The 15,420-nt window shown below is 68.4% G+C and carries 11 protein-coding genes and 1 other RNA gene; 3 read left to right on the top strand and 9 right to left on the bottom strand.

Annotated features, from left to right (window positions below; all coding sequences use genetic code 11):
- Nucleotides 1–5 precede the first annotated feature (5 nt).
- The 5 genes from VZQ01_RS06870 to VZQ01_RS06850 form a co-directional block, all read right to left on the bottom strand.
- A complete protein-coding gene (locus VZQ01_RS06870) occupies nt 6–965 on the bottom strand; it encodes a phosphoribosylaminoimidazolesuccinocarboxamide synthase (protein ID WP_426747283.1) in 960 nt (319 codons plus the stop codon).
- 72 nt (nt 966–1,037) lie between these two features.
- Complete coding sequence (locus tag VZQ01_RS06865; RefSeq protein WP_426747281.1) at nt 1,038–1,541, bottom strand: hypothetical protein; 504 nt, start codon at nt 1,539–1,541, stop codon at nt 1,038–1,040.
- A gap of 609 nt (nt 1,542–2,150) precedes the next feature.
- Nucleotides 2,151–2,423, bottom strand: a complete 273-nt coding sequence (locus VZQ01_RS06860) for a vegetative protein (protein WP_248544933.1) — start codon at nt 2,421–2,423, stop codon at nt 2,151–2,153.
- 147 nt (nt 2,424–2,570) lie between these two features.
- Nucleotides 2,571–3,809, bottom strand: a complete 1,239-nt coding sequence (locus VZQ01_RS06855; protein ID WP_408891165.1) for a S1C family serine protease — start codon at nt 3,807–3,809, stop codon at nt 2,571–2,573.
- An 86-nt stretch (nt 3,810–3,895) separates the two neighbouring features.
- The gene (locus tag VZQ01_RS06850) at nt 3,896–4,177 is read right to left on the bottom strand and encodes a hypothetical protein (RefSeq protein WP_046712255.1); all 282 of its coding nucleotides are present in this window, start codon (nt 4,175–4,177) and stop codon (nt 3,896–3,898) included.
- Between the two features lie 101 nt (nt 4,178–4,278).
- Here VZQ01_RS06850 and VZQ01_RS06845 point away from each other — a divergent pair, with 101 nt between their 5' ends.
- Together VZQ01_RS06845 and VZQ01_RS06840 are read left to right on the top strand one after the other, a co-directional pair.
- Nucleotides 4,279–5,355, top strand: a complete 1,077-nt coding sequence (locus VZQ01_RS06845) for a BRcat domain-containing protein (protein ID WP_141332872.1) — start codon at nt 4,279–4,281, stop codon at nt 5,353–5,355.
- A 29-nt stretch (nt 5,356–5,384) separates the two neighbouring features.
- Nucleotides 5,385–5,930: a TlpA family protein disulfide reductase gene (locus VZQ01_RS06840; protein ID WP_223748975.1), complete on the top strand. Its 546-nt coding sequence runs from the start codon at nt 5,385–5,387 to the stop codon at nt 5,928–5,930.
- Nucleotides 5,931–6,441: 511 nt separating this feature from the next.
- Here the strand turns inward: VZQ01_RS06840 and VZQ01_RS06835 are convergent.
- The 3 genes from VZQ01_RS06835 to VZQ01_RS06825 all read right to left on the bottom strand — a co-directional run bounded on the left by VZQ01_RS06835 (nt 6,442) and on the right by VZQ01_RS06825 (nt 11,580).
- Nucleotides 6,442–8,526 carry an OmpA family protein gene (locus VZQ01_RS06835; protein WP_426747280.1) on the bottom strand — a complete coding sequence of 695 codons (2,085 nt, stop codon included), beginning with the start codon at nt 8,524–8,526 and terminating at the stop codon, nt 6,442–6,444.
- Nucleotides 8,527–8,602: 76 nt separating this feature from the next.
- Nucleotides 8,603–10,216: a M16 family metallopeptidase gene (locus VZQ01_RS06830; RefSeq protein WP_426747279.1), complete on the bottom strand. Its 1,614-nt coding sequence runs from the start codon at nt 10,214–10,216 to the stop codon at nt 8,603–8,605.
- Entirely contained in the window at nt 10,216–11,580 is a 1,365-nt protein-coding gene (locus VZQ01_RS06825; RefSeq protein ID WP_426747278.1) for a M16 family metallopeptidase, read from the bottom strand. The genes VZQ01_RS06830 and VZQ01_RS06825 overlap by 1 nt, the downstream gene beginning before the upstream one ends.
- 229 nt (nt 11,581–11,809) lie before the next feature.
- On the opposite strand from VZQ01_RS06825, the gene ssrA reads away from it, so the two are divergent.
- Nucleotides 11,810–12,175, top strand: a transfer-messenger RNA (tmRNA) gene (gene ssrA / locus VZQ01_RS06820).
- Nucleotides 12,176–13,409: 1,234 nt separating this feature from the next.
- Here ssrA and VZQ01_RS06815 read toward each other — a convergent pair.
- Nucleotides 13,410–13,715, bottom strand: a complete 306-nt coding sequence (locus VZQ01_RS06815; protein WP_426747277.1) for a hypothetical protein — start codon at nt 13,713–13,715, stop codon at nt 13,410–13,412.
- Nucleotides 13,716–15,420 lie beyond the last annotated feature (1,705 nt).

The following is a 15,420-nucleotide window of genomic DNA, read 5'->3' as shown; positions in this document are numbered from 1 at the left end:
AGGGGCTACTTGAGGTAGCCCTTCTGGCGCAGGTTCCGCTCGATGCGCTCGTGTACGTTGCCCGGCTCGAGCGTCAGCGACGTGCCGGTGATCTGCTCGAAGGCGGCCACGTACTTGGTGGCCAGCTCCACGCGGACGTCATCGGGGATGGCCGGGGGCGTGCCCTGGCCGGAGAAGCCGCGCTCGCGGATGAGCCACTGGCGGATGTTCTCCTTGTCCAGCATGCGCTGGTCCTCGCCCCTGGCGAAGCGGGCCTCGTACTCGTCCGCCACCCAGTAGCGGCTGGAGTCCGGGGTGTGCATCTCGTCGATGACGAAGATGTCGTCGCCCACCTTGCCGAACTCGTACTTGGTATCCACGAGGATGAGGCCGCGCGTGCGCGCCCACTTCTGGCCCTCCTGGAACAGGCCCCGCGCCGCCTCGGTGATTCGCGCCCAGTCACGAGGGCTGGCGAGCCCGCGCGCGAGAATCTCCTGCTCGGAGATGGGCTCGTCGTGCTGGCCGTACTCGGCCTTGGTGGACGGGGTGATGATGGGCGTGGGGAAGGCCTCGTCCTTGCGCAGGCCCTTGGGGAAGGGCAGGCCGTAGGCGGTGTGCGTGCCCTTCTCGTAGTCGCGCCACAGGCTGCCGGTGAGGTAGCCGCGAATCACCACCTCCACCGTGAAGGGCGTGCAGGCGCGCGCCACGGTGACGTTGGCGTCCGGCACGTCCAGCACGTGGTTGGGGCAGATGTGCTTCGTTCGCTCGAACCAGAAGGCCGCGAGCCGGTTGAGCACCTCGCCCTTGAAGGGGATGGTGGTGAGCACGTGGTCGAAGGCGGAGAGCCGGTCCGTCGTCACCAGGACCAGGCTGTCGCCCTGCCGGTACGTGTCACGGACCTTGCCGCGGTAGAGCTGGCCGAGCGCCGGCAGGTCCACCTGCCGGAGCGTGAGGGGAAGCTGAGCGTGAAGTGCGGAGGTATTCAAAGGCGCCTCGCGGCCCGCCCCTCGGGAAGGTGAAGTCCAGCAGGGAGAGGGGGCTGCTTCGGGCGCGGGACTCTACTGGAGCGCGGCCGGCATGGAAGCAGGACCGTAGGCCGCCGCCAGGTAGAGGAAGGCCGGGTTGATGCGCAGGATGCCGTCCACGTAGGCGACCGCGTAGGGCGCTCCGGACGCGCGGTCCACCTGCACCGCACTCTCGGGCTGGATGCCCCAGTGCGCGAGCAGCGTGCGAGCCACCAGCTCCGCCGCCTCCCGCTCGGACAGCCCCTGCAGGCTCTCGCGGCGGTCTTCCGGCCAACGCTCGCCCGCCCGGGCCTCCAGCACCAGCTGCAGCCCCTTGCCCGCGTCCGGCGCCTGGAACAGGTCCATGCGCGCGTCGAAGCCCGGAGCCGCGAGCAGCTCGCCGTCCTGGCTGATGGGGAAGAGCACCAGCGCCTGCGCCGCCTGCCCGGCCTCCAGGTCCGACTGCCTCGCCACCTCGCGGAACATCTCCAGGCGCGTGGCGGGGGACTCGAACTCCATGAACTCGGGCGGATGCGTCAGGGCCTGACGGACGCTCATCGTCGCGCGTGCGGGTGTCCCCGCACCGCCACAAGCGGTGAGGACCGAGACGAGCGAGAGGAGCAACCCAGGGAGCCAGCGACGCATACGGGCGGGAATATACCGATCTGCTTCAGGATCAACCAGCGAAACTCGGCGGCATGCGTCCAAGGGAGCATCTCTCCGGTGTCGTGCTCCCAACGTGCCCGCCAGGGAATCTTCCCGCCTCGTTTCCGGAGGACGGGTCACTGCCGCCCCGCCCGCACCGCGGAGCCACTCCACCGTTCTCCATGACGCGATGTGGGCGCTCGACGCCCGTCGTCAGGCGTCGTCGCTGCGCGCACCTTGAGCAGCGGGTGTGCGAGGACGGACACCACCGGGCGCACCCCGGTGACGCGGCGCACGTGGACCTCACGACACCGGGCTTTCGGCGCGCGCGGACGCGAGCCCTGAGGTCCGAGGTGTCCGGCGGAAGCCTCTTCGGGATGCTGTGTGGGATTCGGTGCGGCGGGCCCGGTGCGAGGCGGAGCGGAGCTCACGTCCTTCCAGCACGACGAGGCCGCGGTGGCGCGGGGGACTGCTCCCTGCATGAGAGGGAGACACGCGCCCCCGGCGCCGGATGCGGACGACTTACGCCGCGTCCTTCTTGAACGCCTCGCCGTGGTGCTTCTCGCACAGGCCGGCCTTGAACGTCTTGATGCGGCACTCCGGCTTGGAGCAGGTGCGGTAGCGCGAGTGGGGCAGCTCGCCCTGGCGCCACTGCTTGAAGTGGAAGAAGCAGTAGTTCTTGGCGCGGTAGGGGCGCTTGCAGCCCTCGATGGTGCACGCCTTCTTGCCGCCGCCCTTCGCGGTGCGCGGCCAGTGGGTGAGCTTCTTCTGGGTCGTCGGGGTGGCCTCGGCCATTGTGGAACTCTCCTGCGAAACGATGCGAGAACCGCGGCGCCACACGGGGTGGACCCGCCGCCGGGTACGAAAAAGGCGCACTGTCTAGCGCCCATGCCACCCGAACGCAAGGACACGCGGGAAGACCCGTGTGGGCTCGGGGCGGCCTCAGGGCGCCGGAGCGCCGTCTTCGGAACCCCAGCCGTCCGGCTCGACTTCCGGCGCCGCTGGCGGCTGCACCTTCTTCCGGGGCACGGGCGACAGCAGGTCGTCCAGCACGGACTGGGCCCCGGCGGGCCGGCGTCCCTGACGGTGGGCGGCCAGCGCGGTGGCGGGCTGCTCGGTCGGCATCTCCTCCAGCTTCACCTTGAGGTACAGGGGCTTGCCCAGCCGGTTGACGCGCAGCCGCACGTCATGGCCCACGCCCCGGGCCGCCACCTGCCAGCGCAGCGTGTGCGCGCGCTTCACGCGCCGGGTGTCGAGCCCGACGATGACATCCCCGCTGTGCAGGCCGGCGCGCTCGCCCGGGCCGCCCTCCACCACCTCCGTCACCACCACGCCCGGGCCCTGGCGGAGGTTGAACTCCTCGGCCACCTCCGGCGAGAAGTCCTGCACGCTGATGCCCAGCCAGCCCCGGCGCACGCGCCCGTGGGCCTTGAGCTGCGGAATCACCGTCTTCGCGATGTCGATGGGGATGGCGAAGCCGATGCCCTGGCCCGCGACGTTCACCGCGTTGGCCACCGCCACCACGTCGCCGTGCAGGTCCAGCACGGGGCCACCCGAGTTGCCCGGGTTGATGGAGGCGTCCATCTGCATGTAGTCGAAGTCGCCGTCGCGCCCGTTGGGCGTCACGTCCGTGCGGCCCATGTAGCTGACCACGCCCACCGTCACCGAGTGGGACAGGCCGAACGGATTGCCGATGACGACAATCCAGTCCGCCGAGCGCACGTGCGACGCGGAGGCGAGCTTGAGCACCGGCAGCCGGCGCGGCGCCTCGATCTTCAAGAGCGCGCAGTCGGTGCGGTTGTCCTCGCCCACCACCCGGGCCAGGTACTCCTCCGCGTAGCCGCGCGGGTGCATGACGGAGACCATGACCTCGGAGGCGCCCTCCACCACGTGCGCGCTGGTGAGGATGTAGCCGTCCGCGTGGATGATGAAGCCCGAGCCGATGCCCTTCTGGGGCTCCTCGCCCGCGGGCGTCTCGTCACTGAGCTGCCGCGTGGTGATGGAGACCACCGAGGGCATGGCCCGTCGGGCCACCTCGCTCAGGGTGGCCCGCTGGTTGTTCAGCGAACGATTCTGCGCCTCGAGCCACAGCCGACCCCGACCGGCGGCCTCCGCCGGTGTGGCCAGCGCGCACACGAGCGCGCCAAGAATGACGAATCTGTTGAAAGGAGCCCCGTTCATGCCCCACCTCCGCCCCGACGCCGCCCATCCACCGGGTGCAACCTAGGGAGGGGAGTCGTGTCGCGGAAGCGGGCCTGTCCGCCAGGCTACTTCTTCTGGGCGATGATTCGGTTGACCGCCGCGCGGTCCTCCGCGGTGATCCGCTCGCGCGGGGCCGCATCCGTCGACCGCGAGACAGCGCCCTTGGCGTCCTCGTACGCGTCCTCCAGCCCCTCCTTCATCCGATCAACGGTGTCGGGCTTCACGGCGCGCTTCCAGGTCCGCTCCATGTGCTGCAGCGGCGTCCTGCCGTCCACCTGCCCCGACGACAGGAAGATGCCGAGCCCCACCGCGCAAGCCGTCCAGACGATGAACTTCAAAGCTCCCATGCTCACAGCCTCCCACGTCGTCTTACATGAGGCGGCGGCGCGTGGCCAGTTTCCGACCGGGGGTGTGTCATCCGCGCTGACAGGGGGGCGGACGACACTTAATGTCCGCGGGCTTGCAGCCCGAAGAACTCTTCCAGGCCGCCCGGACGCGGGCGGCGCAGATGGACGTGGGACGTGGAGACGCGGTGGTGGAGCGTATCCGGGCGTCCGCGTCGGCGTTGTTCACCCGCATCCCCGAGCCCCCCGTGTACCGACGGGCCGAGGACCCTTCGCGCAAGGCCGCCCAGGCGTTGTTGCCGGAGATGGAGAAGGTGTTGGCGGAGGCGCTCGCCGCGGGGCGTGAGCCCTCGATGGCGCCCGCGCTGGAGAAGCTGGTGGCGGCGCTGCTCGCGCACGGCGAGGCCCTGTGTCACACGGCGGGCGGGCGACTGGAGGCGGCGGAGACCGCGTGGCGACGCGCGCAGGAACTGGAGCGCGCCGCGCATCCGACGCGGCACCTGGTGACGTCACCGCCACGGCCTCCGCCGGTGTTCGACAAGACGTCGGGAGGCTCGCGGTACGACCCCCGGCCCGCGCCGCAGGCGAGCGTGAAGCTGGTGTGTCCCAACACCGGGTGCAAGCGGGTGGGGGACTACGCCTTCCTGACGAACCACGCGTACAACCGCTTCGTGTGCCCGGTGTGCGGCACGCCGTTCCTCGCGTACTTCGGGGAACTGCGCGGCTTGGAGGTGGAGGTCCGTCGCAGCTCGAAGCGCTACTTCTTCACGGTGGACGAGGTGGGCTCCACCAACTCGTCGCGCATCGAGTTCGAGGAGGCGAGCGGACAGGAGTTCCCCGCGGCGCGCAGGGATTTGCTCGGCTTCTTGTACACGGAGGCGCGGGAGCTGAAGGTGGTGGTGAACCTCACCAACCAGCGGCTCATGTGGGTGAGTCCGGCGTCCTCGTGTTTCGTGGCGACGGTGGCGTTCGGTGAGGGGGCGCCGGAGCTGGTGGCGTTCCGGGCGTACCGGGACGACGTGCTCAGGAAGAGTGTGCTCGGGCGCGGGTTCATCCGTGGCTACTATCGCTTCGGCCCGGACGTGGCGCGGTGGGTGTCACGCAGGCCGGTGGCTCGGAGCGGAGTGCGCTGGATGTTGAGGCAGGTGCATGACCGCCTGACCAGGAGTGGATTTTCGTGACGCAGCAAGGAATCGGCGCGCCGCCGCCCATGAAGCCGACGGGCGTGGGGACGAAGGTGTTCATGGCCCTGCTCGCCGGACTGGGGCTGGCGGGGGTGGTGTACCTGGGCGTGCTGGAGGCGCGTCGCTCGCAGCTCGTGCCGGATGGCGCGGCGGCGCCCTCGTTCGAGATGAAGCGCCACGAGGGCGGCGTGTTGAAGCTGGAGGAGCTGCGGGGCCAGGTGGTGATGCTGGACTTCTGGGCGACGTGGTGTCCGCCGTGTCGCGAGGAGATGCCGGCGTTGGTGAAGCTGGCGAAGGAGTACGAGTCGCAGGGGCTGGTCTTCCTGGCGGCGAGTCGTGACGACGGCGACATGGCGCCGAAGCTGGTGGACAACTTCATCCGCCGTCACCTGCCGGACCTGAAGCCCTACGTCGTCTACGCGGACGACGACATGGCGCGGGCGTTCGAGGTGAACGCGCTGCCGACGCTCTACTTCCTGGACCGTGAGGGCAAGGTGACCGACGCGCAGCGCGGCGCCCTGTCCGAGGACGCCCTGCGCCGGCGCATCGAGCGGGCGCTCAAGCAGCAGTAGCGGGGGAGGGCCTGGCGTCCCTCGTGGATGCCTCGACGGGCGCTGGCTGGGGCGCGGCGCTCAGCGTGATGCCTCACGCGCGCAACACGCGGATGCGCGAGCAGGATCGCAATGCTCGGGACGAACGCGCCGATGAGGGGGCCACGAGCGGATGTGTAGGCAGGACTGCGGCGCTCGGGATGACGAGCCCACGTGGGTGCAACGAGCGGATGCGCAAGCAAGATTGCTGCGCTCGGGATGACGAGCCCACGTGGGTGCAACGAGCGGATGCGCAAGCAAGATTGCTGCGCTCGGGATGACGAGCCCACGTGGGTGCAACGAGCGGATGCGCAAGCAAGATTGCTGCGCTCGGGACGAACGCGCCCACGCGGAAGCAGCGAGCGGACGCGCAGGCAGGACTGCGCTGCGGCGCACGAGATGAATGCGCCGGCTCGGATGCATCGAGCAACGCCCCTGAACACGCGGCGCACCGCGAGACGCTGAGGTCTCGCGGCGCCGCGAGTGAGGCGGGTTACTTCCCTGGAGTCGCCGGCTTCGGGGTGCTCTCCGGTGCCTTGGTCGCCGGAGCCGTCTTCGAAGCATCCTCGGGAGGCTTCGTCGCAGGCGGAGCCGCAGCCGGCGCCGTCTTCGCCGCAGGAGCCGTCGCGGGCGCAGGCTTCGAAGAACTCTCAGGAGGCTTCGTCGCCGGAGCAGGCGCACTCTTCGCCGCACTGTCAGGAGGCTTCGTCGCCGGCGGAGTCGCGGGCGCGCTCTTCGCGCCACCCTCGGGAGGCTTCGTCGCCGGAGCCTCCTTGCCCGCCGGAGGCTGCTGTCCCGCGGGGACGACGGTCTCCCGACCCTCGGTCTCCACCTCGGAGCGGATGAGGCGGAAGTCGACGCGGCGGTTCTTCGCGCGACCCAGCGCGGTGTCGTTCGTCGAGATGGGCCGGTCGAACCCGAAGCCCTCCGAGCTCAAGCGCTTGCGGTCGATGCCCTTGCCCACCAGGTACTCGAGCACCGAGCGAGCACGCTTGTCCGACAGGCCCATGTTGAGCTGCCGCGAGCCGCGGTTGTCCGTGTGCCCTTCGATGAGCACCGGCCCGAGCGTGGGATTCTTCCGCAGCACCGTGGCCACCTCGTCCAGCAGCGGATACGAGCGCTTCTGGATGACGGCCGAGCCCGTCTCGAACAGCACGTTGCCCTTGATGCGGATGCGGTCCGACTCGACGAACACGTACGGCGGCGAGTCGAACGGGCAGCCGTTGTTCTCCGGCGGGCCGAACATGTCGGGGCAGTCGTCCTCGTTGTCGGGCACCTCGTCGCCGTCCGTGTCCGGGCAGCCGTCGTAGTCCTTCGGGCCGGGCTTGTCCGGACACTTGTCGAACTGGTCGGTGATTCCGTCGCCGTCGGTGTCCACCTCGGGGCAGCCCTTGAGCTCCTTCGTCCCCTTCACGTTGGGGCAGCTGTCCTCGCCGTCCACGATGCCGTCGTCGTCGTTGTCCGGGTCCGGGCAGCCATCGCTGTCCATGAACCCGTCCTTGTCCTCGGGCTCGTTGGGGCAGCGGTCCCGGTTGTCGGGCACGTTGTCTCCATCCGAGTCCACGAAGCTCTGGTCGTAGCGCAGCCCGAACATCACGCGCAGCGCCTCGCGCCCGTAGCCCGTGGTGAGGTTGATGCCGCGCCCCACGTTCAGCTCCAGCCCCCAGTTGCCCCAGACCTTCGTGCGGGCGCCCACGAGCACCTCCCACGGCGTCTTGAGCGTGTCGGACTGGTCGAAGTTGAACGGGCGCACCAGCGGCGTGGCGATGTGCATCTCGGCCGTGGCCTGCACGTCCGTGAAGCGGCCCATGTTCGGCAGCTCCGCGATGACACCACCGCCGAGCGTCAGCTCGTCATCCACGAGCAGGTTGAGGTACTGGGCCTCCTTGCGGATCCGCACGCCCGCGTTGCCGACGACGCGGATGGGGATGGGCAGCACCTCGAAGCGCTGCTCCACCGCCAGGCGCGGCGCGAACAGGAAGCCGCGCTCACCCGTGAAGCTGTCCGCGGAGCCGGAGGGCGCGCGGACCTCCGCGATGAGCGACAGGCCCACCGGGAACTTCTCGCGGTCCAACAGGTGCACGCGAGGCACCACGCGGATGTCCCCGAGCGTGGTGCGGCTGACGCCCGCCGCGCCCGGGAAGTTCGGCGCGTCGAGCGCGTCCCGCAGCAGCTTGAAGTTGTCGCCCTGCAGGAGGGTGACGGGCAGGTCGACGCCAATCTCCAACCGCTCGTGGAGCTGATAGGCGAACAGCAGGTGCGCATCGAGCCGGTACGGCAGCAGGTCGCCGAGCTTCTCGTCGCCGAGCTTCAGGGCGAGGATTCGCCAGTTGAAGTCGAACAGCAGCGCGCCGCGGAAGCTGCCCACGGGCTCACCGCCGTAGGTGCCCTCGAGCGCGATGCCGCTGTTCTGCGCGGTGGTCGGCTTGTTGGGCACGGCGTCGAAGCCGCGCGTGAAGGGGTCTGTTTGAGCGTGGGCCGCTACCGAGGCCAGAACGAGGCCGAGCAGGGCGAGTCGGGCGACGGAGCTGCGCAGGGGCCGCCACCAGGAGAAAGGGCCGGAGCTGGTGCCTCGCATGATGGCAGCTCATACCATCGGCTCCCGAGGGGCGGAAACAAATGACCCACCCCTCGGGCCGAAATACAGCCTCGCGCTACTTCTCCATGAATGACTGCGCGGGAACGATGGTGACGGCGTCCGCTCGGACGGGGAGCTTGAAGGGGACGATGGACTTGTCCACTTCCAGAAGCTCGGGCGACTTGTCGGACGCGTAGGTGATGGGGGACGGCGGGCTTGCGCGCAGCGCGTCGGCGAGCCCCTTCGCGTCCTGGGTGACGAACGCGAAGGACAGCGCGCTGGGGTGAAGCCTGCGGCGCAGCACCTCCTGCACGGACTGGGGCGTCATCTTCGTGAGGGCCTGGCGGTACTGCTCCAGGTAGTTCGGCGTCCCGTAGAAGAGCGAGTCGATGGCGTAGCCGAGCCTGCGCGGGTCCGTCTGCTCCCACAGGCGCGAGTAGCCCTGGAGGAAGCCGCGCATCAGGTCGAAGCGCTCCTGGGAAATCGGCGCGTTGACCAGCTGCTCCAGGTAGAAGACGGCGCCGCGCGTGGCGAACATGCCGTTGGCGGGCTCCACCGGGCGGATCCACACGGTGAGGTCCTGCTGCGTGCGCGCGATGTTGGTGCGGTTGTAGGTCGTGCCCGGGTCCTCGATGAAGTGCTCGGCGTAGGCGTAGTCGCCGTAGTTGAGGCCGCGCTTCTCACGCAGCTCGGTGAAGAGCAGGCCGATGGACTGACGGTGCTCCCCCAGGTGCGACAGCGCGAAGGCGAGCGGGAAGAAGTCCGGGTCACCGCGGCGCACGGGATTGACGTAGCCCATGCTGACCGCGGTGGAGAGCGTCTGCTTCTGGATGATGACCGCGCGCCCGGCGGTGGAGGGCACGGTGGGCAGCGTCACGCGCGGCGCACCCGAGGCGGGCAGGCCCCCAAGACGCGACAGGAGCGAGTCCTTGAGCGCATCGTCCACCGCGCCGGCCAGGCCGACGACGAGCCGGTCCTGGGTGAAGACGCGCTGGGCGTGGGCCTTCACGTCGTCGAGGGTGATCGCCTTGAGGCCCTGGACGGTGCCGCCGGTGTAGTGGGCGTAGGGGTGGCCCTCGTAGAGGAGCGCGTCGAGGGCGACCTTGCCGAGCCCCTCGTCATTGGCGCTGCGCAGGCCGTTCTCCACGTCGCTGATGGCGTTGGCGCGCAGGCGCTCCAGCTCCGCCGGGTCCAGGCGCGGCGCGAGCAGCACGTCGGTGAAGAGCTCCAGGTAGCGCGGCAGGAAGTCCTTGTGGACGCGGCCGGAGAAGGTGGTGAACTCCTTGTCCGTGGCGACGTCCAGCTCGGCGGCCATGGGGAAGAGCGTCTCGAGCAGCTGCGCGGAGGTGAGCTTCTGCGTGCCGCCCTCGGCCATCAGCGTGGCGGTGAGCGCGGTGAGGCCCTCCTTGCCCTTCGGGTCGTCGATGGAGCCCGAGTGGAACACCAGCCGGAACGTGACGATGGGCGTGCCAGGGCGCGCGAGGACGACCAGCTCCAGGGGCTTGGGCTGCTGGAGCGGAACCGCGGGGACCTCGGTGGGAGGCGTGCTCGCCGCCTGGGCGGGGGCCTCGGGCGCGGGGGCCTCGGTGGTGGGCTGAGGCGCCTCCGGCACGGGTGAGGGCTTGGGCGTGGACGCGCAGCCGACGAGGGACGCGAGGGCGACGAGGGACAACAGGCGAGGAGTCTTCATCACTTCGTCCCTCCGGCGTCGGAGACCTTGGGGGTGAGGCTGAGCAGGGTGAGGTTGGTGGCCTTGAGGTGGCGCTTGGCGAACTCGGAGAGCTGCGCGGGCGTCACCTTGGCCAGGTTGGCGAGCTGGCGCTGGAGGCCATCGGGCGTGCCGAGGATGCCGGCGTACCAGCCCAGCTGGATGCCCACGTCGCGTGGCGTCTGGAGCGCCATGAGCGCGCCGTAGCGGGCGTTGTCCTGGATGGCCTTGACGCGCGCGGCGTCGACCTTGCCCGCGGCGAGCCGGCTGACCTCCTGGAGCAGGGCGAGGCGCACGCGGTCGTAGTCCTTCTCGTTCTTGAGCGTGGCGGTGAGCGAGAACAGGTGCGGGTCGCGGTGCTCGACGTAGTCGCTGCCGATGGCCTCGACGAGCTGCTTGTCGAGGACGAGCTGCTTGTAGGCGGGGCTGGTGGGGCCGACGAGGTAGGCGACGAGCACCGTCTGGAGCGCGGAGTCGGAGGTGTTGGCGGAGGCCGCGGGCGTGTGCCACGCGAGGACCAGGCGCGGCTGGGTGGGCTGGGGCCAGTCGACGTGGGCGGTGCGCGGCTGCGTCTGCGGCGGCTCCTTGGGGACCTGGATGGAGGCCGTCTTGCGGTCCCACGGGCCGTAGTGCTCGCGCACGAGCTTCATGACCTGGTCATCGTCGAAGTCACCGACGATGAAGAGCATCGTGTTGTCGGGAGTGTACCAGCGCTCGAAGAAGTCGCGGCTGTACTGGTAGGCCTCCGGCATGGCCTTGATGTCGTCGTAGAAGCCGAGCGTGGTGTGGCGGTACGTGTGCTTGGTGAAGGCGGCGGCGTTGAGGGCCTCCTCCATCTTGAGGTACGGGGCGGCGGCGTTCTTGTGGTACTCGCCGAGCACGGCGAGGGCCTCGGTGCGGAAGGACGGCTCGGAGTACTCGAGGTTTCGGAAGCGGTCCGCCTCGATGTCGATGAGGAAGGGCAGGCCGGCGCTGGGGCCGTACGAGTAGTAGAGGGTGATGTCGTCGGTGGTGAAGGCGTTGTCGTCGAAGCCGAAGGTGCCGAGGATGCGCTCGCGCTCGCCTTCGGGGTGACGCTTCGTCCCCTTGAACATCATGTGCTCGAAGAAGTGGGCGAAGCCCGTCTTGCCGGCCTCCACCTCGTTGCGCGAGCCGACGCGGACGACGGTGACGTACGAGACGATTCCCTGGGACGGGTAGGGCACGCGCACGACGGTGAGGCCGTTGGAGAGCTTCTCCGTCTTGAGGGTGTAGGGGAACGCCTGGGAGGCGGCCTGGGGCTGCGCGAGCGCGGGGAGCGCGGTGCCCAGGAGCAGGAGGAGGAGGAAGGGTAGGAGTCGTCTCATGCGGTGTCCTCGAGGGCTCGGGCGGGGCGGGTAGGGCGCTGGCCGAGCGAGGGGGCGACCCTACGCGGGTGAGGCGGGAGGGGAAGCGACTTCGAGGGTGAGTGTCCGTCCGCGTGCGGGAACGTGGGCTGGTGGACGCTCAGGAGGATTGACGAGGGCGCTTCAGCGGTTAATGTGGAGAAGATGCGGTCGACGTGGTGACCGCCAGTGGAGCAAGCAGTCAACTACCGGGGGCGACCTGGTTTCGACGGGGGCAAGGAAGTTCGAGACGCGTGCCGAGCTTGTCAGGTAGCTCGTAAATCCAACCCGGCAAAGACACAAAAGCCAACGACAACGTTGAGCTCGCGCTGGCTGCCTAAAAACAGCTCTTAGTGCGCGGTCCCCCAGCTCTCGGCCCGTGGGGTTGGGATCGACCGTCATAATGCGGGCTGGCTGCCGAGGGTGCCTGGACCCGAGGTGGCGAGACCTATCCAGGACCGGCTCCAGGAATCCCGTCCGTGGGAGTCTTGGGGACGTAGCAAATCGCGGACTACGCACGTAGGGTCGAAGAGCGGAAGGCTTTCGGACGCGGGTTCGATTCCCGCCGCCTCCACTCAGATTCATGAGTGGTTCAGCGCAGTTAGCAGTACCGTAGTTTTGCCGTAGGAAATTGCCTCCCCCAGAGCCTTCGCCCGTCGCAGGCGAGGGCTCGGGGAAGGGGTAGCTCAGCAGGGCAACCTGCTGGCACAGCACTTGCCATGAGGGCGACGTGTAGGCGTCCACGATGTCTCCTTCCGGGCCGTGAGTGACCCAGCGCAACAGCTCTTTCCGCGCGCCGTCCTCGAGCGCGCAGGTGATGAAGGTTCGCCGCGCGTCGTGCTGCCGGCGCGGCCGTAGGCCGAGCTGCTCCAGGTCCTCGAGCAGCCGCTTGTAGGCCGAGGTGGAGTTGAGGACGTCCGTCCCGTTCATCGCCGGGACGATGAAGTCCTCTGCCGTCGGCTGGCGGTTGAAGGTCCACGCCCACCCCTCTTCCTTCCACTCGCGTAGGACGCGCGCGAGCGCAGGATGAACTGGCAGTGAGCGCACCACCCCCGTCTTGGTGGCCGCCTTCTCCAGGCGCTTCTTGATGCTGTAGCTGCTCGCGATGAGCAGCTTGCCCAACGGCTGGAGGTGCGGCTCGTAGTGGCTCCATCGCCGCGGCGTCACCTCGTTGATGCGCATCCCTCCGAGGAAGAGGAGCGCGTACAGGACTCGACGGTGGACGGGGATTCGGCTGTCCGTCATCAGCATCACCGCTTCCTCGCGAGTGAAGATGGCGGTGTGGCGCCACACGAGGTTCTTGTCCTTCTTCTTAGGTAGCTCCCCGCGGCGGGCTGTGAGGACGCACGGTGACGCGGTGATGAGCTCCTCCCTCACTGCGTCGCCGAACATGACCCGGAGCACACCGTACACGTGCAGGATGGTCCTCGGCGCGAGCCGCGGCGCCTTCATCTCTAGGGCGCGGACGAGTCCGTGGAGGTGCCGGGGGCGGACATCGGCCAACACCATGTCCCCGATAAGCGGGAGCGCGTGGGAGAGGCGCGTCTCATCGTCGTCGATGGACGCGACACCGCGGGCCCGACGCGCCGTCAGCCAACTGGCCGTGAAGCGGCGCACGGTGAGCGGACCCAGGTCCTTGCCCACCAGCCCGCTCTCCTTCTCAGCGCGCACCTGCCGCTCGATGACGTCGAGCATCTTCCGAGCGTCACCCTGTTTCGTCGACTTCGAGGACTTGTAGCGCTCCTGCCCGTCGGCCCCGACCCAGCCAATCCACCAGAACTTCGAGTCGGCACGGAGATAGACGGTGCCCATCAGCTCGCCCTCATGATGCTCAGCGCGCGCGCTTCGATTTCCTTGGCCGTGAGGTTCTCGTCTTCAACCCGCTTCGCCGCCTCAAGCAACTCGCGTCGACTCACGAGCGTCTTGCGCTTCGTGCCGTACCGCGTGAGCAGTCCTTTGCTCAGCCACAGGTTGATCGTGCTGGGCCCCCCGCGAATCAGTGCAGCCGCCTCGACTCGCGTGAGGAGGTCGTGGTCTCCCCCGAGCTTCATCGCGTGCGCATCCAGTTCCTCGCGCACAACCTTCCGTACGGCATCCAGAAACTCCATGCTCAACATGGGACTTCCCCCGCTCGGGATGTAAAACAAGACAAAGGTGTGTTGTCTGCGACGGAACTTGGCGTCACAGGCTCGCCCGAGTCTCCCGCTAGCGACATCGCCAGCGGGAGCTGAACTGCGATGGAGCAATGTGCGAGCCAACTCAGGACTGGCTCGCGGCGTGAACCTCATTGATGCAAAAGCTCGTCGCGCGGTGCCGACCCGTTGATGAGCCCGCTATCAACCAGGACGCAGAGACGGACCGAGGGCGCGGACTTGCCATCCGCGCATTCGGATTCACGAGCTCAGGTCCGTGTGATGCACGCGCGCCCGTCGGAGACCTGCGACAGCTGACGGCGTTGGGAGAAGCCACGAGACCCCCAGAAACGAAGTGGCGCTCCGTCGACGGACCTTAACAAACGCCGACGGAGCACCGGAGGGCGCGTGTCCCAGCGCTACCTGGGTGCACGGGCCTTTTCTGGTGGCAGTCCAGCCGCGACTGCCAAATCTCTAGTGGTGCGGCGCGCCGGTTAAGGTCACTGCTACAGCGGGCCGAATAGTGCTGAAAAACAGGACAACGGGTAGCACGCTACGGGTGAGCGTGCAAGCACCTATCGCGAGAACGCGCGAACTGGCTCCTTGTCCTTCCCGATGGGGCGGTAGCACTTCCCCTTCCACTCGTACATCTTCTCCCCACAAGGAGCTTCACGGTCAGTAGCAACCCAGCAACCGCCGTTGATTTTAACCTCGGCCTGGTCAGGGTCGCAGTTCTTGGTCTTCTGGTCCGGGAATGGCTTGGCGGGAAGGTCGAGGGCGAACGCCAGATGCTGGCCCACCTCGACGCCGACCATCCATCCGGCCGGAGTTCCTCCTGACCACTGAGATGGAGGGCTGGGTGGTGGCGGCTGCACAGGTGGAACCAATGAAGCGCCGAACAGGACTGCTCCGACAAGCGCGAGGGCGACTGTTGTCGGAGTGCCTGCACTGCGCCAGGCACGTCGCATCGAGCGTCGCGCGCGGCGGAAGAATCGTCGAGAGCGCAGGACTGGCCCCCGGCGCTCCGGCTCTGCCCGCAGGTGCGCCATGGTCTCAGCGAGTCGAGACCTCGTGGTTGCCACCTGCAACATCGCTTTCGTCATCGACAAGGTGCCCTCGCACACGCGTGCAACATCCTCGTCGGAAGCCCCAGCGGGCGACTCTGTCAGCCGCAAAGAGAGGCGCGGTGCCCTATCCTCGGCACCAGGGTGCGCGGAGATGATCATCTCCACCCCGAGGTCCGGGGCACTGTGCATCTGTCGCCCAGTCAGTTCCAGTTCGAGCGACAGGTTGCCCGAGTACGGGTGACGCACCTGGTACATGCGCCCCATCAGCACCTGCCTGTACCTGCGGATGATGATGCCGAGTCGCTGGGCCCTCCCACGAGAAGTGATGCGCGGCTCTCCTCCGCGCGTGGCACTGGACGTTCCGCCGCTCCAGATATTCTCGGCCTCTCTCACTTGCTCGCTTCTCCTGCTCGGCTGGCCGGGAGGGGGCCCGGCATCCAGGAGGGATAGTACGAGATTCCCTGACAGGGACACTTCGCAGATAGGTCCCACGTGATGGACGGGGCAAGGTCGACACCTCGCCCTAGGCGATTGTCCCCGCACTCCGAGAGTGCTACGGCTGGCAGTTCCTCCTGGGGGATTGCATGCACTTTCTAATTGTTCTTGCCGCCCTGGCGTCCGCG

This window comes from Myxococcus faecalis (assembly GCF_050039385.1).
In the GTDB taxonomy this organism is placed as follows: Bacteria; Myxococcota; Myxococcia; order Myxococcales; family Myxococcaceae; genus Myxococcus; species Myxococcus fulvus.
This window is presented reverse-complemented; position numbering and strand designations above follow the sequence as displayed.